The sequence below is a fragment of the Metabacillus idriensis genome (assembly GCF_009674765.1).
GTDB lineage: Bacteria > Bacillota > Bacilli > Bacillales > Bacillaceae > Bacillus_P > Bacillus_P idriensis.
Genome location: NZ_WKKF01000001.1, coordinates 1,501,120 through 1,518,977, shown reverse-complemented (window position 1 = coordinate 1,518,977; position 17,858 = coordinate 1,501,120). Strand labels below are relative to the sequence as shown.

The 17,858-nt window shown below is 39.0% G+C and carries 18 protein-coding genes; 3 read left to right on the top strand and 15 right to left on the bottom strand.

Features of this window, described 5'->3' with window-relative positions:
• Positions 1-43: 43 nt before the first annotated feature.
• The 13 genes from GJU41_RS07510 to GJU41_RS07450 form a co-directional block, all read right to left on the bottom strand.
• On the bottom strand, positions 44-970 hold the full coding sequence (locus GJU41_RS07510; protein ID WP_170292736.1) for a TRAP transporter substrate-binding protein: 927 nt from the start codon (positions 968-970) through the stop codon (positions 44-46).
• Positions 971-1,121: 151 nt separating this feature from the next.
• A complete protein-coding gene (locus tag GJU41_RS07505; protein ID WP_070877384.1) occupies positions 1,122-1,598 on the bottom strand; it encodes an RpiB/LacA/LacB family sugar-phosphate isomerase in 477 nt (158 codons plus the stop codon).
• Between the two features lie 104 nt (positions 1,599-1,702).
• On the bottom strand, positions 1,703-2,722 hold the full coding sequence (locus GJU41_RS07500) for a LacI family DNA-binding transcriptional regulator (protein WP_083328258.1): 1,020 nt from the start codon (positions 2,720-2,722) through the stop codon (positions 1,703-1,705).
• Positions 2,723-3,070: 348 nt separating this feature from the next.
• Positions 3,071-3,376 (bottom strand): Zn-ribbon domain-containing OB-fold protein, encoded by a 306-nt coding sequence (locus tag GJU41_RS25360; protein WP_070877383.1) that lies wholly within the window; start codon positions 3,374-3,376, stop codon positions 3,071-3,073.
• 5 nt (positions 3,377-3,381) lie between these two features.
• A complete protein-coding gene (locus GJU41_RS07490) occupies positions 3,382-4,518 on the bottom strand; it encodes a thiolase domain-containing protein (RefSeq protein ID WP_139149130.1) in 1,137 nt (378 codons plus the stop codon).
• The gene (locus tag GJU41_RS07485) at positions 4,515-5,996 is read right to left on the bottom strand and encodes a class I adenylate-forming enzyme family protein (RefSeq protein WP_070877382.1); all 1,482 of its coding nucleotides are present in this window, start codon (positions 5,994-5,996) and stop codon (positions 4,515-4,517) included. The genes GJU41_RS07490 and GJU41_RS07485 overlap by 4 nt, the downstream gene beginning before the upstream one ends.
• Complete coding sequence (locus GJU41_RS07480; protein WP_154318218.1) at positions 5,984-6,472, bottom strand: PPC domain-containing DNA-binding protein; 489 nt, start codon at positions 6,470-6,472, stop codon at positions 5,984-5,986. The genes GJU41_RS07485 and GJU41_RS07480 overlap by 13 nt, the downstream gene beginning before the upstream one ends.
• Before the next feature lie 27 nt (positions 6,473-6,499).
• Positions 6,500-7,270 (bottom strand): SDR family NAD(P)-dependent oxidoreductase, encoded by a 771-nt coding sequence (locus GJU41_RS07475; RefSeq protein WP_070877380.1) that lies wholly within the window; start codon positions 7,268-7,270, stop codon positions 6,500-6,502.
• Between the two features lie 35 nt (positions 7,271-7,305).
• The gene (locus tag GJU41_RS07470) at positions 7,306-8,640 is read right to left on the bottom strand and encodes a TRAP transporter large permease (RefSeq protein WP_154318217.1); all 1,335 of its coding nucleotides are present in this window, start codon (positions 8,638-8,640) and stop codon (positions 7,306-7,308) included.
• On the bottom strand, positions 8,637-9,128 hold the full coding sequence (locus tag GJU41_RS07465) for a TRAP transporter small permease (protein WP_070877378.1): 492 nt from the start codon (positions 9,126-9,128) through the stop codon (positions 8,637-8,639). Before GJU41_RS07465 ends, GJU41_RS07470 begins: the two co-directional genes overlap by 4 nt.
• A gap of 17 nt (positions 9,129-9,145) precedes the next feature.
• On the bottom strand, positions 9,146-10,147 hold the full coding sequence (locus GJU41_RS07460; protein ID WP_070877377.1) for a DctP family TRAP transporter solute-binding subunit: 1,002 nt from the start codon (positions 10,145-10,147) through the stop codon (positions 9,146-9,148).
• The gene (locus tag GJU41_RS07455; RefSeq protein ID WP_170292735.1) at positions 10,147-10,923 is read right to left on the bottom strand and encodes an IclR family transcriptional regulator; all 777 of its coding nucleotides are present in this window, start codon (positions 10,921-10,923) and stop codon (positions 10,147-10,149) included. Before GJU41_RS07455 ends, GJU41_RS07460 begins: the two co-directional genes overlap by 1 nt.
• A gap of 319 nt (positions 10,924-11,242) precedes the next feature.
• Positions 11,243-12,061 carry a glycerophosphodiester phosphodiesterase gene (locus tag GJU41_RS07450; RefSeq protein WP_070877534.1) on the bottom strand — a complete coding sequence of 273 codons (819 nt, stop codon included), beginning with the start codon at positions 12,059-12,061 and terminating at the stop codon, positions 11,243-11,245.
• 214 nt (positions 12,062-12,275) lie between these two features.
• On the opposite strand from GJU41_RS07450, the gene GJU41_RS07445 reads away from it, so the two are divergent.
• Together GJU41_RS07445 and GJU41_RS07440 are read left to right on the top strand one after the other, a co-directional pair.
• The gene (locus tag GJU41_RS07445; protein WP_154318215.1) at positions 12,276-12,722 is read left to right on the top strand and encodes a hypothetical protein; all 447 of its coding nucleotides are present in this window, start codon (positions 12,276-12,278) and stop codon (positions 12,720-12,722) included.
• A 204-nt stretch (positions 12,723-12,926) separates the two neighbouring features.
• Positions 12,927-13,283, top strand: a complete 357-nt coding sequence (locus tag GJU41_RS07440; protein WP_154318214.1) for a hypothetical protein — start codon at positions 12,927-12,929, stop codon at positions 13,281-13,283.
• Positions 13,284-13,330: 47 nt separating this feature from the next.
• Here the strand turns inward: GJU41_RS07440 and GJU41_RS07435 are convergent, their stop codons facing one another.
• Positions 13,331-14,752: an alanine/glycine:cation symporter family protein gene (locus tag GJU41_RS07435; protein WP_070877374.1), complete on the bottom strand. Its 1,422-nt coding sequence runs from the start codon at positions 14,750-14,752 to the stop codon at positions 13,331-13,333.
• 173 nt (positions 14,753-14,925) lie between these two features.
• On the opposite strand from GJU41_RS07435, the gene GJU41_RS07430 reads away from it, so the two are divergent.
• A complete protein-coding gene (locus tag GJU41_RS07430) occupies positions 14,926-15,234 on the top strand; it encodes a hypothetical protein (protein ID WP_070877373.1) in 309 nt (102 codons plus the stop codon).
• Positions 15,235-15,433: 199 nt separating this feature from the next.
• On the opposite strand, the gene parC is transcribed toward GJU41_RS07430, so the two are convergent.
• On the bottom strand, positions 15,434-17,854 hold the full coding sequence (parC, locus tag GJU41_RS07425) for a DNA topoisomerase IV subunit A (protein WP_070877372.1): 2,421 nt from the start codon (positions 17,852-17,854) through the stop codon (positions 15,434-15,436).
• Between the last annotated feature and the right edge of the window lie 4 nt (positions 17,855-17,858).

Sequence of the window (17,858 nt, the reverse complement as noted above, 5' to 3'; positions counted from 1 at the left end):
AGCTGGATCATCTTATAAAAGGTGATCCAGCTTAATATGATATTTACTTTTGAGCATCCTTTATCTTTTCGTAATATCCATTTCCTAATTTATCCTCAAAAGCTTTATAAGTATCTTTTGTAGCAGCTTTATAAGCGTCAATATCAACGTCAACAACTTTCATGCCGCTTTCTTTTAAAAGATTTAATTCTTCTTCATTCGCTTTTAATTGCAATTCAGACATGTATTCACCAGATACAGCCATAGCATCAGTGATCATTTTTTTCTGATCCTCTGTTAATCCCTTCCACCAATTAAGATTAACTGCCGGCAATTCATTCTGTGTCATATGGCCAGTTAAATTGACAACATTCTGTACTTCCTGAAACTTATTTGTATAAATTTGATTAATGGAGTTTTCCTGAGCTTCAATAGTCCCCGTTTTAAGAGACATGTATACTTCGGTAATATTCATTGGGGTGACATTTGCTTTTAATAATCTAAATGGTTCTGTATGTGCAGTTGCATCTGGAGTCCGAATTTTTAAACCTCTTATTTTCTCTGGTGTTTCAATTGTTTTATCTTTTGTTGTCACATGGCGATCCCCAACCCACCAGACCGCTTCAGGGAATATCTCTAATCCAGCTTCATTGCTTTGTAAAGCAATTTCTTTATATACATCAGTTTTAGCAAGTTTGTGAAAGTATTCATATTTTTCTCTTTCATTTTTCCCTTCGATAATATATGGAAGTGTTAATACTGAAGCCTTTGGTACAAAATTTGAAAGAACGGCTGCCGAGGGGATGGTCATATGAATTGTTCCGATTTGTGTACTTTCCACTAAGTCCTTTTCATTACCAAGCTGACCTCCTGGTATGACCTGTACTTCCATTGTACCGTTTGATTCTTCTTCAATAATTTCTTTGAATTTTATGGACCCCTTATGAATGGCGGATTGGTCATTAGTTACATGTCCTAATTTAATGACCATTTTTTCTGAATCCTTTACTTTATTAGAAGAATCAGAGGGTTCAGATCCCGCAGAATTAGCACCGCACCCGGCTAAAAGCAATGCAATAAAAAGAGAGACAAATAAATAGATTCTATACCTTTTCATAGGATTGTTCATTTGGACTCCTCCTCTATTTAGTTTTCAGATTTACAATTTTTTGGGCATATTCATTCTCCATCAAATGCAGCTTCCGAACTCTTCTTCTAAATTCTTCTTCAGTACTGAATGCTGCGTTTAAAAAAGACTCAACAAGTTCTGACATAATAACTGGACCGATGATTTGAGCACCAATGCACATAACATTTACATCATCATGCTCAACGCATTGATGAGAAGAATAAATATCGTGACAAACAGATGCTCGGATTCCTGGAATTTTATTTGCTGCAATACATGCACCTACACCTGTTCCGCAAACTAAAATGGCTCTTTCTGCTTCACCGTTTAGAACTGCCTCACATACTTTTTTCGTAATATCGGGGAAATCAATCGGATCGCTGCTAAAACAGCCAAAATCCTCAACCTCATGCCCGAGATTTTTGATAGCGTTTACAACTTGTTGTTTTAATGGAAAACCTGCATGGTCTCCTCCTACAATAATTTTCATTTTTTATCCTCCTTAAAAAATTATAAGTAAACAATTAACTGATTTAATCGAAAATCGTGTCAAACCAGTTAATCGATTAACTAATTTCGCAAAAAATATATTTATTAAATCTTACAACCGCAAGATTCCCTGATGATCATAGTGGGTTCTAAATAGATGACCTTTTGGTTTGTAAGCTCTTTTCCATTAATATTAGCGATTACAAGCTCAGCTGCCTGTGTACCTTGTTCATATGCAGGCTGACTAATAGTGGATAAAGGCGGTTCAACTATGTCAGCCCAATCCGATTCGTCATAGCCGACAATTGCAAGATCCTGTCCTATCTTCAAGTTTGTTTCTTTAATGTATTTATAAGCTCCTAAAGTCATAGAATTATTTGCAATAAAACAGGCATCTGTTCTTTCACCGCTGTTAATAAGCTCCTTCATCAAATCATAACCGCTTTTGATATCAAAATTGCCTATTTTTATTAATTCCTCATCAATAGGCAGACCATAATCTTCCATAGCCCGTTTATATCCAATCAATCGATCTCTGCCAGTACTGTAGGTTTGAGGACCTGATATGATTGAGATCTTTTCATATCCATGATTAATTAGGTGTTCAGCTGCAAGATAAGACCCTCTTATATTATTTGTCATGACTGTTTTCATTAAAGCGCTTTCAGGAGATCGGTTTAAAAATACAATTGGAATATTGGCACTTTCAAGGTGTTTAATATATTCTTCTTTATTTCCTGATGATGAAATAATTAATCCATCAATTCTTTTGCCTATTAAGATATCTAAATACTCCTGTTCTTTCACTGCATTTGATTCAGTGTTGCATAGGAGGATATTATATCCATTTTTATTAGCTTCATATTCTATCCCTCTTACTACTTTTGAAAAAAATGGATTCGTAATATCAGATATTAGGACACCGATTAATTTTGTCTCTTGGACTCTTAAGCTTTTAGCTAAAGCATTAGGCCGGTAATTAAGCGTTTCCATTGCATCGAGTACTTTTCTTTTTACATCATCACTTACAAACTTTGTATTATTTGTAACATTTGATACTGTTGCAGTAGATACTCCTGCTAAATTTGCTACGTCTTTTAGTGTTGCTTTCATTTTCTTATCCAATTTGATCAACCTTCACTGTTATTTAATCGATTAACTAGAATTTATCTTATATTCTGAAAATTGTCAACACTGTAATTGTGGTTAACTTAAAATAAATTTGTTTTCTTAAATGATTTTCGCAGCTAAAGGTATAAAACTTGATTTGTCTGCAGTTTTGCATCTTACCTTCTTGAATACTGGTAAAATGAAAAAAAAACAAAAGATATTCTCTTTTTGTTTTCCCTTATAATGATTATTTAGAACATAACACTAATAGAGAAGATAGGTTTTAAAATATATAAAAACCTATGAACCACTTAATGACAGTGAGTCATAGGTTAAAACCTTTTATATTTCATATTTTTTTATTCACAAATTAAATGTATAAACTCCATCTTTAAATGAAGTCAATATTACACTGTTATTTATGTTTACGTCTTCTTTAATCCTCCCAGTAACCCGATCTCCAGAGGCTAAATCGACAACAACTATATAATAAGGTGTTAAATGTTTAAATTCTTCAGACGAGATATGAATCTTTGTGAACGAATAAACCTTGCCAATTCCTTCTGTTTGTTGCTGATTGAATTCTGTAGACTTGCATGCTGGACACACAACTCTTTCGCGGACCGATGATTTACCGCATGATGCACATACAAACTTTTCAAAGTTCACATTGATCACCGCCTATTCTCGAAAATATGGACTGTTGAATAAGAGCCTGTTCCGCCTAAATTTTGAGCCAGTCCGATTTTTGCCCCCGCTACTTGATTACATGCGTTTCCTCTTAATTGACTTACGATCTGATAAATTTGCGCAATTCCGGTAGCTCCGATTGGATGTCCGCGTGAAAGCAATCCTCCGCTGGTATTAACCGGTACATTGCCTCCATGTTTTGTTAAACCCTGTTCAATCGCTTTCCATCCCTCCCCTTTATTTGCAAATCCCAACGCCTCAATTGCCAGAATTTCAGTCATGGTAAAACAATCATGAAGCTCGGCAACATCGATATCATCCGGACCCAGACCTGCCAGTTCATAGGCTTGTCTGGCTGATTCTTTTATTGCTGTTATGGTTAGAAGGTCTTCGATTTCCTGCGCTTGAGTAGGTCCGGAAGCTTGGGATGATGAACGTACAATGATCCCTTTTTCTCCTCTGGTTAAAATAATTGCTGCGGCTCCATCTGTTATTGGCGAACAATCAAACAGTCCAAGAGGATCCGTTATCATCCTGGCATTCATCATTTCTTCAAGTGTTGCCGCTTCACGATATTGCGCTTTAGGGTTCTGAATGGCATAGTCCCGGTTTTTCTTAGCCACCATGGCTAAATGTTTTTTTGACGCTTCTGTTTCATAAAAATACCGATTTGCTAAAATACCAAAGAATCCAGGAAATGTAAGACCCGCTTTTTTCTCATTGGATTCAGTGTCCATAGCACCGTTTATTGCCTGCATAACCGTTTCAGTTGAAGCATGCTTCATTTTTTCGACTCCAGCGACTAATACCGTATCATAGACTCCAGCCCGTATCATTTCATAAGCATGCCTGAATGCGATTCCCCCGCTTGCGCATGCACCTTCCATCTTTGCAGTTGGAATTGGTCCTAAACCTAACTCATGCGCAATGACAGAACCCAGTATTTCTTGTTCAGCAAGAACACCCGACATGAAATTTCCGGCGAATACTGCGTCTATGCGTGGAAATTCTGCCTCCTTCAGAGCACTTAAACTGGCTTCTAACAGCAGATCTTTCACTGAACGGTCTCTATGTGTTCCGAACTTGGTCATTCCTATCCCTGATACCGCTGCTTGTTTCACGCATTAACACCTCCATAGAGCTGTTTTACTTCTCGTTTTAAAATTTTTCCGTATGAGCTTTTTGGAAGCTGATCCAAAATCTGAATGACTTTTGGCTTTTTAAAGCTTGCCAAATGCTGCATGCACAGATTGATGAGCTCTTCTTCATCTGCTGTTTCACCGTCTTTAAGAACGACGTATGCTGCGATCTTTTCACCCCATTGTTCACACGGCAGGCCGATGACACAGGTTTCTTTTACTGAAGAATGCTTATTTAAAACTTCTTCTATTTCACGGGGATAAATATTCAGCCCTCCTGAAATAATGACCTCTTTTTTTCTGTCAACAAGGTGGAGGAATCCATTTTCATCTGCCCATCCCAAATCACCTGTATAAAGCCAGCCATCCTTCAATGTTTCTGAAGTGGCTTCTGGATTATCCCAGTAGCCTTTCATAACGAGTGATCCCTTGCATATGATTTCACCGATTTTTCCCTGTTCAACGCTATTCCCATTGTCATCAACAATTTTCATATCCACAAATGAACCCGTTAATCCACACGATTCTAAGTGATTTTTAAGCTCTTTTCTCGGCATGACCGTAATGGTCATCGGAGCCTCAACTTGCCCATATGTCTCAACGAAAATGTCTCCCGCTTTTGATAAGGCTGCGCTCAGTTTGCTTGAAGCGATCGGAGAGCCTGCCATATTAATGGTTTTAACATACTGAAGTTTCTTAGGATCAAATGTCGAGCTTTGAAATAATAAATTTACAATCGTAGGAACTAAAAATAGGATGCTTACTTTGTCCTTGTATATATCCTCTAAAAAATCTTCAGGATCAAATTTGTCATAGACAATTTGAGTTAAACCAAAAATCCATGAAGCGTGAGAAAGAAAATTAGAGCCATGCGTCAATGGGGCAACATGGCCAATGACATCTCCCCATGTTATCTCACAAGCCATAGAAAGAGATAAGGCACTTGAGATAATATTGCGGTGTGTCAGCATAACGCCTTTAGGCTTTCCTGTTGTGCCAGAGGTGTACATTATGGCAAATACATCATCTTCATTTATTTGCTCGTAAATAACACTCTTTTCTGTTTCTGCAAGCAGTGCCTCATATTGGTTCCCGACACTGATTTTCCTAGAACCAGACTCTAACTGATCCAGAAGCTTATCTTCTCCAATGACAATTTTAGTCCCTGATTGCTTTAACATATACTCATGCTCTTTTGGATGCAGGCGATAATTAAGCGGAACTTTGATGAAACCGCCAAATGCACACGCCAGATCAAGTTCAATATGTTCAATGCGGTTTGACATTAACGCAGCTAACCGATCACCTTTCTTCATTCCCATGTTACTCAGAATATTTACAAGTTTGTAAGCACGTTCCCCTAATTGGGTATAAGTGAAGGAACGAAAACGATCTTTCACAGCCACTTTATGACCAAACTGAACAATGGCCTTTTGCGCATAGCCAGCTATTGTTTCCATTCCGGCAGCCCCTCTTTTCCATGAAAATTAAAAATACGGAAGCCCATTTCTGGATCTTTCTCTCTTTTAACAACAGCATTTGAAACAACAGAAACTGTAAATTCAATCGTAATGGCCACCTTATTTTCGCCTTCGATAAAGTGTCCTCCAGATATGGCTCCTGTCTCATCTATAAAAACACCATGAAAATGGATATCTAAACTTTCATCTTCTTTGGTTCCTATAAAGCCTGTTCCATTTAGCAGTTCAACAGGCCTAGTTTCAGTTATGGGTTCTGTATAAGAAAGTGTGCAGTTCTCATGCTTGAGTTTCATATAGCTTACTGTTTTCAATGAACCTATACACGAAAAACTGCCTGCCTTTATGCCGTGCAGTTCACACTGTCTTAAGATTCCTGTCAGCAGATCATCATCTTTTGAGAGCGCTCCTATCAGAACACCGCTCTCAGCATCATAAACTGAATGAGATTTCCGCATTTCATTCCTCCTGTTCTTATCTCTTTCCTACGCAAAGACAGCGCCGCCGCATACTCTCAGGACTTGTCCTGTCGTGTAGCCTGCTTCAGGAAGGCTGAAGTAGCATACCGCTTCAGCAATATCTTCAGGAAGTCCCATCCTTTTCACAACCTGGTTGTCGAGATTATATGCAATTCCTTTTGTGATTGCTGATTCCACTGCTCCGGGTGCTACACTATTGCATGTAATTCCAGTAGAGCCAAGCTCCTTTGCAGCCCATTTCGTAAGGGCAATGACTCCGCCTTTGCTTGCCGCATAGGCTGGACCTGATCTCCCTTTTAAACTATCAGCATCAAAGCTTGAAACATGCCCGCCATTCATCCCTGAAATCGAACTTATATTTATGATTCTTCCATAATTGCGTGAAATCATATGAGGGTAAACGACTTTTTGCATGAAGAAAAAAGTTGCTTTTAGATTTGTATTTAAATCCTGATCCCACATGTCTTCTGTCATTTCTTCCAAGTCGAACCTGCTGCATGTTCCTGCATTATTAACTAAAATATCTATACGGCCAAATTCTTGAATAGTCTCGTCTACTAGAGTTTGAATGGCCGCAATATCACGGATATCCGCTTGATGGGATCGTACTTGTATGTCCGGAAAATGATTCGTGACTTTATCAATCATTTCGCTTGCTTCAAGCACATCTGCAATTACGATATGAACTCCTTCTCCTGCAAGACGATAGGCTATTCCCGCTCCTATTCCTCTTGAACCTCCTGTTACGATGGCTACTTGACCTTTCAGCTTTTCCATAAGATAACCTCCTATTTAGTAATAAAAATGATTTTTCAAATTCCAAATAAATCCGGTAAAAATGTTGATATAGCAGGGATATACGTAATTAACAGCAGCACGATGACAGCTGCAATTAAAAATGGCAAAATAACTTTTGAAATACGATGAAGCTTTACATTGCCTATACCGCAGGCAACATATAGGTTTATTCCGACAGGTGGTGTAAATAATCCTATTGCGAGATTAACAGTCATAAAGATGCCGAAAACAGTGGGATCAATATTGAAATGAATGATGACTGGAATCAAGATAGGAACGAAGATGTAAAATGCTGAAATAGCATCTATAAAGGCGCCGGCAATAAGCAAAATAAGATTTAAAATCAATAAGATGACAATAGGATTTGAACTGATGGATAAAAGGGAATTAGCCATATTCTCAGCTATTTGTTCTGTTGTAATGATGTAGGCAAACAAAGAGGCAGAACTTACGATTAACATGATGACTGCTGTCTGAGCGGCTGATTCATAGAGGATGCGGTAAATATTTGATAATTTTAAATCTCTGTAAATAAAGATTCCTACAAAAAATCCGTAAAATACAGCTATTACTGCTGCTTCAGTCGGAGTGAAAATCCCGCCATAAATCCCGCCAAGAATAATAACCGGCATTAGGAGACCCCAAATCGCATCCTTGAAGGCCTGAAATGTTTCTCCAGGTGTTGCTTTTGCTCTAACCTCAAGGGCTGCAGCAACTTCATTTACTTCGATATTTTGTTTCAATAAATCGCGTTTTTTCACATAGATTGCAGCAGCTATAAAACCTGCTCCTAATAAAAGACCAGGTATAACACCTGCAATAAATAATCTTCCGATTGAAACATTTAATTGATCACCTGCTACAACAGCAAAAACAATCATTGCTATACTGGGCGGAATGACAATGCCGATCGCGCCTGAACTTGCTAAAAGAGCACTGGCAGATTCTTTCTTCATGCCATTCTTCACTAAAGCTGGAATCAGGATTCCTCCAATTGCTGCGACTGTAGCGGGGCCTGAGCCGGAAATAGCGGCAAAAAAGATAGCTGTAATGACAGTAACCAGAATAATGCCGCTTTTATAATGCCCCACACATACATTTGCAAAATGAATTAACCGCTGAGATATACCTGCATACTCCATAATGACACCTGCAAGGATGAAAAATGGGATCGCGAGCAGAGTAAACTTGGCTATACTGGGATACAAAACATCAGGAAGCAAGGTCAAGCTTGAAGGACCCCAATTTAATAAGAGAACTGAAATAGAAGATGCCGCAAGTGCAATTGCGATAGGGATTCTAATCAGGACCAATAATGCGAAGAGACCGAATAACAAAAGAGCATTCATGCTTTCATCCCTCTTTCTGATTGTTTAGTTATAGTTGCCCATTCAATTGCACCTGCCTCAATGGCCCGATAGAGACAGAACAGACAGCCTATAGGAAAAACAATTGAAAACATCCATTGTTTGAGTCCAAGAGAAGGAGTGATTAAGTTTCTTTCCATTTGAAAACGGACCATTTCATACCCATAGTATGCAAACAGGATGAAAACAGCCGAAATGAGAGCGGTTCCAAAAATGATCAGTATTTTTTGGCCTAATACGTTCGCTTTCTCAAACAGCAAGGAAAAGCCAAGATGAGCATTCTTTCTAAGTCCTGCAGCAGCCCCCAGGAAGGTGAGTAAGACAAAGAGGTTTATTGTGATCTCTTCTGTAAAGGATAGAGAGTAATGAAAAAAGTACCTGGTTATTACATTAGCAAACGTAATGACAGACATCGCCAGCATGGTTGCGGCAAGAAAAAAATTTTCAATGCAGCTGATCACTTTTGACATAACCATTCATCTCCTTTTTATTTTTTAAATGCATCAAGCAGTTCTTTTCCCCAAACATCTTCATACGCGTCATAAATGTTTTCAGATGCTTTTCGGAAGGCTTCTAGTTCTTCCTCTGAAGGATACACAAATTCCATTCCGGCTGCTTTTAATGCCTCAATTTGCTCTTTCTCTTTTTCTCTTGCAAGTTCAATTTGAAATTTATTTGCATGTTTCGCTGCTTCTTTTATGATTTTTTGGTCATCTGAGTGCATGCTGTCAAATTTTTCTTTGTTCATTCCGAAAATGAGAGGATCATAAGAATAGTTCCACATTGTAATATGTTGTTGAACCTCTTCCAACTTTGATGAACTGATGACATCAATTGGATTTTCCTGACCATCAATTGTGCCTTGCTGCAAGGCTGAAAATACTTCTGAAAAAGCCATTGTTGTAGGATCTGCTCCTAAGCCCCTCCAAAGATCTGAATACATCTTAATTCCTGGAATTCGTATTTTCATATTTTCTATGTCTTCAGGAGTTTGAATCGGTTTGACACCATTTGTTACCTGGCGAAAGCCATTTTGACCAAAGCCTAAAGGCTCAATCCCGTTTTCAACAAGAATCTCATTTAACGCCCCCCCACCTTCTCCATTCATTTTTTCATCCACTTCATTTAAATCTTTAAAAAGAAAAGGAGCGCTCACTACACCTAATCGCTTTTCAAAGACGGAATAAATAATCGGAGAATGATAACTGAAATCTGTTGAGCCTTTTAAAAGCATCTCTACCCCTTTTGCTGAATCACCTGCAGATAGCTGTTCGTTTGCATATATTTTTGTTTTAATGCGGCCATCTGTCTTTTCTTCCACTTCTTCAGCAAATTTTTCAGCTGCCAGGTACCAGGTGGATGAGTCATTAACAGTTACTGACATTTTTAAATTATAGGTTTTCTTCTCATTAGAGGTAATTACACTGCTGCAACCAGCTGCAGTTAAAAGAAAGATAGCGCTTACAAAAATAAACAGAATCTTTTTCATCAGATTAGAATTCCTCCTTTGCTCACATAACCCAATCTCTTTGAAATCTCTTGAGTGGCGCACAATGCAGGTTTGATAATATCCTCAATCTGTTCATCTGTAAAACGAAAAGCCAGACCGGCAATGCACAGCGCACCAGCCAGTTCTTTTCTTCCGTTAAATATCGGAAAGGATATCCCTTTTAAACCCTTCTCCCATTCTTCTTGATCTGTTGCATATCCCCTTTCACAAATCTTTTTTAATTCAGGAAGCAAGGATTCTTTTTCAGTTATCGTGTTTTCTGTAAAAGACTTTAACGGGTTTTTTGATAAATACCGCTCAAGAAGCTGCGGAGATAAATGAGCCAGGTATAATTTTCCTGAAGCTACACAATGGAGAGGCGCTTGTTTTCCTACGTCAAGAACAATTCGGGCTGCCAGATTTGTTTCAACCTTTTCTACATAAAGCACCTGATCTCCAAGATACTGAGCTAATAGAACGCTTTCCTGAACCTTGTTGGCTATGCTTTCTAAGAAAGGCCTTGCCGTTTCAACAATATCAAGCTGATCTTGTGCTTGAAATGTCAGTTGAAACCATTTCTGAGATAAGATAAATTTTTCTTGGTTGTTTTTTGTGATATATCCCAGCTGCTCAAGCGAAGATAAAAATCGGTGCACAGTTGCTTTATTGCTGTCAAGCTTCTCTACTAATTCAATAAATGTCATCGGCTTCTGTGCAATCACTTCTAAAATTCCGAAGGATTTTTCTACTGTTTTAATCACCTCGCTGAAGATCAAAACCCCCTTTTCAGTTTCACTATGTAAAACTTTAGTTCCAATATTAGGACAGGCTCTAAATATTGTCAATATTAAGAATATTTGTACTGAAACTTCTAATGCTCTTGTTATGTCTCCTTTTATTCTTGCAAAATAAGAAATGTTTGGAGTCTTCTTTCTGTTGACGATAAAGCATTACAAATCATAATTACTTTGCTGATTGCGTCTGAGCGGTGATTTTATAAATGATTTTTTAGAACATGGTTTAATTAAATTAAATTTGGTTTTTCTATTTCAAAAAAAGGATCGACCCTCATTAAAAAGGATCGATCTTTTTTTCTTATTTCGGATCCACATAATCCGGATAATCCGTAATAATTCCATCCACTTGCATCTCTAAAAGAAAATCAGCCGTTTCTTGGCTGCGGACTGTCCATGACTGAATTTTCATTCCTTCTTCATGTACTTGATTGACAAGCTCTTTTGTGACGATTGTATAGCTTGGGTTGAAATAGTCTGCGTAAGTACTGAATTCTTTTAATGCTTGCTGTGTTGTATGTAATCGGGATGATGTCAGGACTCCGATCGGTACTTTTGGAAGAAGATTATTCATTTTCTTCATCGATTCAAAATGAAAGGATTGGATAATTGTTTTTTCATTTTGAGGCTTATCTAAATTTCTCTCTTTCAGCTCAAGAGCAACGTTCTCTTCAATTCCTGGATATAGCTCTGGTGCTTTAAGCTCGATCAATATTCCTACTTTTCCATGATACCGATCAAGGATTTCATCAAATGACGGGATCTTTTCACCTGCAAATTCTGTGCCTTTCCAGCTTCCGGCATCAAGATTTCTTAATTCACTGTACGTTAAACTTTGAACGGGACCGCTGCCATCTGTGGTGCGGTCTACAGTCGTATCATGTATCACAACTAATTCACCGTCATTGCTTCTTTGAACATCAATCTCAATGTAATCAGCTTTCATTTCGACCGCTTTGTCGAAGGCTGCAATCGTGTTCTCCGGTGCATACCCTGAAGCTCCCCGATGCGCTACATTATCAATCTTTGTTTCCGCTGCTTCGGCAAGAGATGGCTGTGTGATTGGACTAATTAACAATGCGAGTGCTATACCCGCTCCCGCTGCCCACTTTTTATTCATTTCATCGTCTCCCATTCTTTTTTTTTCCAACACCTTTAGTTTAATAGATCATTGTATATGGAATGTGAAGAGGATATATCAGGATTGTATCATTCCTATGAATAAGTTTAGGAGAATTAGCATGCCTTCCTTTACAAACATTTATTGGGAAAATCATGCAGCCAAACAGCACCTTCATGCGTGATAGAATGAGTTTTGAGGAAGTGAATAGGTTATGAAAATGGTTCTAATTCTTCTACTCTCTTTTCCGCTTCTGCTGAGCCTCGACCCTTTGATCTATGATTCAGACTATCAGGCAAGCTATCAATCTCCTGAAGGAATTATGTTTCTAAGCTATACAGAAGCGTGGGATGAAAAGAAGCTCCAGGAGTTATACAAAGAGCTGATTCAAAATAAGCACGGAGATGAGCTTGCCTTGCTTCAAGAGGTGCGGATCAGAGGCGGTTCATTAGGAAAATCTTCAACTAAAGGCAGCTTTCATGCATTAACAGACAGTATTACATTGTATCAAGGTGATAAATATACCGAAGTTTCTTCATTCAGGGATACTCTTTCCCATGAGTATGGTCATCATTTTGCTTATCATTATGTGTTTTCTCACCATCTGCCTTTTTCTGAGTGGAGTAAAATCAGAGGCATTTCTGATTCTCCCGTTCGCTAGGATGCTTTTTGGCGTTATACAGAAGGTGATCACAAATGGTACCCTCAAGAAATTATTGCTGATGATTATGTTCTCTTATATGGATCTTCTGAAAAAACGGATGTACAAGAGGTCAAGGAAAGCAATGAACCTTTTTATTTAAGAACACAGCACGAAAATGAACGCATTCCAAATGTGCTTAATAATAAAAAGATGTTTCGCTACTTGGAAGAAGCAAGCGGTTTGAAAATCGAAGATTCCCGCTACCTCAAGACTCCTGAACTGCTTCAAATCAGGGATCAGGAACTGCGGTTTCGGATAGCGGAAAAAGATCAAATAGCTTATAAACTCAATCTTGTTTTTTATGAAAATGGCGTCAGAAAAGAATCAAAAGAGATTTTAAAGATTTCTTCCAATGAGACAGAGGAATTAGTAGTACCGTTAGAGGATGATTTAAGAGGATCAGCATATACAGATGTTTCTCTCTCGATTGATGTCCTTGATTTAAATATTTCCAGAGGCTTTGAAACTGAAACATATCGTCTCACTGTTGACCGTAATTTGATGCTTTCTAAAAGATAGACTTATTAAAAAATAAAACACCGATTTTTATAATCGGTGTTTTAAAATTATTTAGATTCTTCTATCTCATTGTCTCCCCAGCATTCCGTGTTTTTAAGCCCTTTAATGGCGCTTGCTCTGAATACTGGATTCTTTCCTTCTTTACGCTGGCGTCCATAATCTTTCAAAACAGCAAATGCAAGCTTTGATAAGAGCAGAATCGCAATCAGATTCGTAACAGCCATCAGACCCATGAATAGATCAGCCATGTCCCATATCAGCTGGAAACCTGAAACAGAGCCGAATATCACCATGCCGATGACGGCTAATCGGTAGATGAACAGCACTGATTTATTGCCGTTTAAAAATTCAATATTCGTTTCCCCGTAGTAGTAATTCCCGATAACCGAACTGAATGCGAACAGGAGGATTGCAACTGCAAGGAATGTCCCTGCCCAATCTCCGATATGCGATTGCAATGCAGCCTGGGTAATCTGAATACCGTCTAATGCGGAGTCAGGAGTCGTATCAAATAATAGAATGAGGAATGCAGTTGTACTGCAGATAATGATGGTGTCAAAGAAAACACCAAGTGTCTGGATAAAGCCCTGTTTTGCCGGATGAGTTACGCTTGCCGTTGCAGCTGCATTCGGCGCACTCCCCATACCTGCTTCATTTGAAAACAAGCCTCGTTTAATTCCGTTTTCAATAGCTGCTCCAATTCCTCCGCCGACTGCCTGCTCAAAACCAAATGCATTTGAGAAAATCACGGCGATTACAGATGGAACCTCAGTGATATTTGAGATTACAACAACAAGTGCGACACCTATGTAGATTAAAGCCATCACAGGAACAATAATTTGAGTAGCTGCAGCGATGCGCTTAAGCCCGCCGAAAATGATGATTCCTGTAAAGACAGCCAGGATGATTCCCATAACCGTTTTGTTCACGTTAAACGCACTGTCAAATGCAAGAGCGATCGTATTGGCCTGAACCGCATTGAAAATTAATCCGAAACATAAAGTGATCAATACAGCAAACAGAATACCCATCCATTTTGCATTAAGAGCTCTTTCCATATAGTAGGCTGGTCCGCCGCGGAACTGATCTCCGTCTTTTACTTTGTATACTTGTGCAAGTGTGCTTTCTACAAAGCTAGTTGCCATTCCTATTAAAGCAATAAGCCACATCCAGAAAATGGCTCCCGGTCCGCCGACTGCAATCGCAATCGCAACACCTGCCAGGTTTCCTGTGCCGACACGCGAAGCTGCGCTGATAAAGAATGCCTGCAGGGACGAAATGCCTCTTTTCCCTTCCTTTGATGTCATTCCAGGTTCTTTTAAAAGCCTGAACATTTCTCCAAAATACCGAAATTGCACAAATTTTGAGCGAACAGTGAAATATAATCCAAGTCCTACAAGCAAATAAATCAATAAGTAAGACCATAGAATTGTATTTCCGCCCGATATGATGGCATTAATAAAATCCATATAAAACCTCCTGAAAATAATGAATATTTCGTTTTCATGTCAGTTCATCTAACATGACAAAGGAATATTATATCACTTTTTGTCAATTTGCAGGGGAAAAACAATAAAATTTTCTCTATGCTTAATTGGAAATGTGCGTTATGATAGTTCTATTATAAAAAAGGAGGAGTGTCATGAGACAGTATCTCTTTCTTTTTCTCATTGCCCTGCTCCTGTCAGGTACAGTTCCGCACGTGCATCAACATCACAATGCTGCTCCTGCTTTTGATCTTGAGGAGCATGTAAAACCATCCTCTGCTGATGAAAAAGAGGATCAGAAGTTCCCTTTTTTCATAGAACACAATCTGGCAGAAACTGAATCTTCTCTTTTAACTGCTGTCTTTTCCATCGCCTTGCTGGCAGGGCGGCATTTCAGGAAGAAATTTATACTGGCTGTTTTTTACCAATCATCTTATTACGGCAAAACATCGCTTCCATCCTAGAGACTAAATGTAAAGGAGGGAGACGCGATGTTCTGGCTGAGACTTATTATGGTGACAGGTTTTTCATTAACAGCTGTCAGTCTATTTTTGTATCAGGGAATCGAGATTATGCATGCATTCAGTGATTACTTTACAAAAAACAAATAAAGAAAATGAAAAGACATCCTCTTTTTTCTGAGGATGTCTTTTTTATCATTCATTATTTAGTTAAGCGCCATACTTCTTTTACAGATCCCGAATCTCCTTCATCTATGAAAAATGAACCGTTGCTGTAACGATCATTTGCTCTTAAGGTTTGAGGTGCAATTTCTTCAATCTGACCTTTTTCTGTTTTGATCATAATCGTGTCGTCCGGCTGAATGATCTGCATGCCGACTAACCGGTGAGGGTTATTTTTAAGTTCGCGCAGCATAATCAGTCCCCGTTTTGCACGTGAGGTTCGTTCAAATTCCTTGAGTGACATTCTTTTTGCTGCCCCTCTTTGTGTCACAATGACAACTTGAGGAATTTCTCCAGCTCTAAATGCTGAGCCTCCGACTACAGAGTCTCCCTCTTTTAAATTGATGCCTTTCACACCCGCTGCTCTTGCTCCTACGATGTTCACTTCATCCTCTGAGAACCATAAGCCGTATCCGAACTGAGTAGCAATAAAGAGATCATCTTTTCCAGATGTAACATGCACATCAATCAGGACATCATCATTTTTTAAATTTAATGCCATTAATGCTTTAGAATATCGCTGTGCTTTGTAAAGCTTTAACTCCGTTTTTTTGACCATGCCGTTCTTAGTGACAAACAGCAAGTATTGTTCAGTTGTAAAGTCTTTAACCGGAATGGCTTTTATAAGCTGTTCATCCCGCTCAAGATTCACGATATTGGCGATATGCTGGCCAAGGTCCTTCCAGCGGATATCAGGCAATTCATGGACAGGGCAATAGATGTAATTTCCTTTATTCGTAAAGAGAAGAACGACTTCTGTTGTGTTGACGTCATACTTGGCAAGCAAACGGTCTGTTTCCTTCATTCCAAAGTCCTGTCCGTTTGATGCTGAATAGGATCGTCCGCTTGTGCGTTTAATGTAGCCGTCTTTCGTTACTGTGACGATGACATCTTCTGAAGCAATCATCACTTCAAGATTGATTTTAATCTCCTGGATTTCATTTTCAATCACAGATCTTCTTTCATCAGCATACGTTTTTTTGATTTTTTTCAAATCCGTTTTGATGACTTGGTACAACCTTTTTTCATTGTTCAAAATTTCAAGAAGGGCTGTGATTTTTTCATCAAGCTCTTTGGCTTCATTTTGAAGGGCTGTAATATCTGTATTAGTTAATCTGTAAAGCTGCAAGGAGACAATGGCTTCTGCCTGAAGCTCTGTAAACTGAAATTTAGAAATTAAGTTATCTTTAGCATCCCGCTTGTCTTTTGAAGCACGGATAGTCGCAATTACTTCATCAAGAATTGATAATGCCTTAATTAATCCTTCAACGATATGCTGTCTTTCACGCGCTTTTTGCAAGTCAAAGTTGGAACGGTTTGTGATGACTTCTTTTTGGTGAGCAATGTACGCATCTAAGATTGTCGGAAGAGTCATTAATGTCGGTCTTCTGTTATGAATGGCGACCATATTGAAATTGTAAGGCACCTGCAAATCACTGTTCTTATAAAGATAGTTTAAGATGCCCTGTGCATCTGCTTCTTTTTTCAGCTCAACCACGATGCGCATGCCTGTACGGTCTGTTTCGTCACGGACTTCTGCAATCCCGTCAAGCTTCCGTTCAATTCTGAACTCATCCATCCGTTTCACGAGATTCGCTTTGTTCACTTCAAAAGGGATTTCTGTGATGACGATTTGCTGCTTGCCGCCTCTTATGCTTTCTATTTCTGCTTTTCCTCTAATGATAATCTTGCCTTTTCCTGTCTCATAGGCTTTCTTTATACCTTCGATTCCCTGAATGATTCCTCCAGTCGGAAAATCAGGCCCTTTAATCACCGTCATCAGTTCATCCACCGAACAGTTCGGCTGATCGATTCGTTTCATGACAGCGTCTATGACTTCACCGAGGTGATGAGGAGGAATATCCGTCGCATAGCCTGCTGAAATCCCTGTTGAGCCGTTTACGAGCAAATTCGGGTACATCGCAGGCAGGACGAGAGGCTCCTGGCTTGTATCATCAAAGTTTGGCACAAATTCGACCGTTCGTTTATCAATATCCCGCAGAAGTTCGGATGCAATCGGAGAAAGTCTTGCTTCTGTGTAACGCATCGCAGCGGGAGGATCTCCGTCATTGCTTCCGTTGTTTCCGTGCATTTCAATCAGCAGATTGCGGACCTTCCAATCCTGGCTCATCCTCACCATGGCGTCATAAACGGATGTATCACCATGAGGATGGTAGTTGCCGATAACGTTACCGACTGTTTTTGCTGATTTTCGAAAGTTTTTGTCATTTGTATTTCCATCCACATGCATAGCATAAAGGATTCTGCGCTGAACAGGCTTTAGCCCGTCGCGTGCATCAGGCAATGCTCTGTCTTGAATGATGTATTTACTGTAACGCCCAAAACGGTCACCTATCACATCTTCAAGAGGGAGATCGCGAAATTTTTCTGGCTGTGTCATTTAG

Bases quoted from the DNA above. Each gene is read 5' to 3' on its own strand.
- GJU41_RS07485 (WP_070877382.1), bottom strand. From the start codon at position 5,996: ATGGAAACAATAGCTGGCTATGCGCAAAAGGCCATTGTTCAGTTTGGT.
- GJU41_RS07445 (WP_154318215.1), top strand. From the start codon at position 12,276: ATGAAAATGGTTCTAATTCTTCTACTCTCTTTTCCGCTTCTGCTGAGC.
- GJU41_RS07475 (WP_070877380.1), bottom strand. From the start codon at position 7,270: ATGGAAAAGCTGAAAGGTCAAGTAGCCATCGTAACAGGAGGTTCAAGA.
- GJU41_RS07465 (WP_070877378.1), bottom strand. From the start codon at position 9,128: ATGTCAAAAGTGATCAGCTGCATTGAAAATTTTTTTCTTGCCGCAACC.
- GJU41_RS07435 (WP_070877374.1), bottom strand. From the start codon at position 14,752: ATGGATTTTATTAATGCCATCATATCGGGCGGAAATACAATTCTATGG.
- GJU41_RS07480 (WP_154318218.1), bottom strand. From the start codon at position 6,472: ATGCGGAAATCTCATTCAGTTTATGATGCTGAGAGCGGTGTTCTGATA.
- parC (WP_070877372.1), bottom strand. From the start codon at position 17,854: ATGACACAGCCAGAAAAATTTCGCGATCTCCCTCTTGAAGATGTGATA.
- GJU41_RS07450 (WP_070877534.1), bottom strand. From the start codon at position 12,061: ATGAATAAAAAGTGGGCAGCGGGAGCGGGTATAGCACTCGCATTGTTA.
- GJU41_RS07470 (WP_154318217.1), bottom strand. From the start codon at position 8,640: ATGAATGCTCTTTTGTTATTCGGTCTCTTCGCATTATTGGTCCTGATT.
- GJU41_RS07510 (WP_170292736.1), bottom strand. From the start codon at position 970: ATGGTCATTAAATTAGGACATGTAACTAATGACCAATCCGCCATTCAT.
- GJU41_RS07505 (WP_070877384.1), bottom strand. From the start codon at position 1,598: ATGAAAATTATTGTAGGAGGAGACCATGCAGGTTTTCCATTAAAACAA.
- GJU41_RS07430 (WP_070877373.1), top strand. From the start codon at position 14,926: ATGAGACAGTATCTCTTTCTTTTTCTCATTGCCCTGCTCCTGTCAGGT.
- GJU41_RS07460 (WP_070877377.1), bottom strand. From the start codon at position 10,147: ATGAAAAAGATTCTGTTTATTTTTGTAAGCGCTATCTTTCTTTTAACT.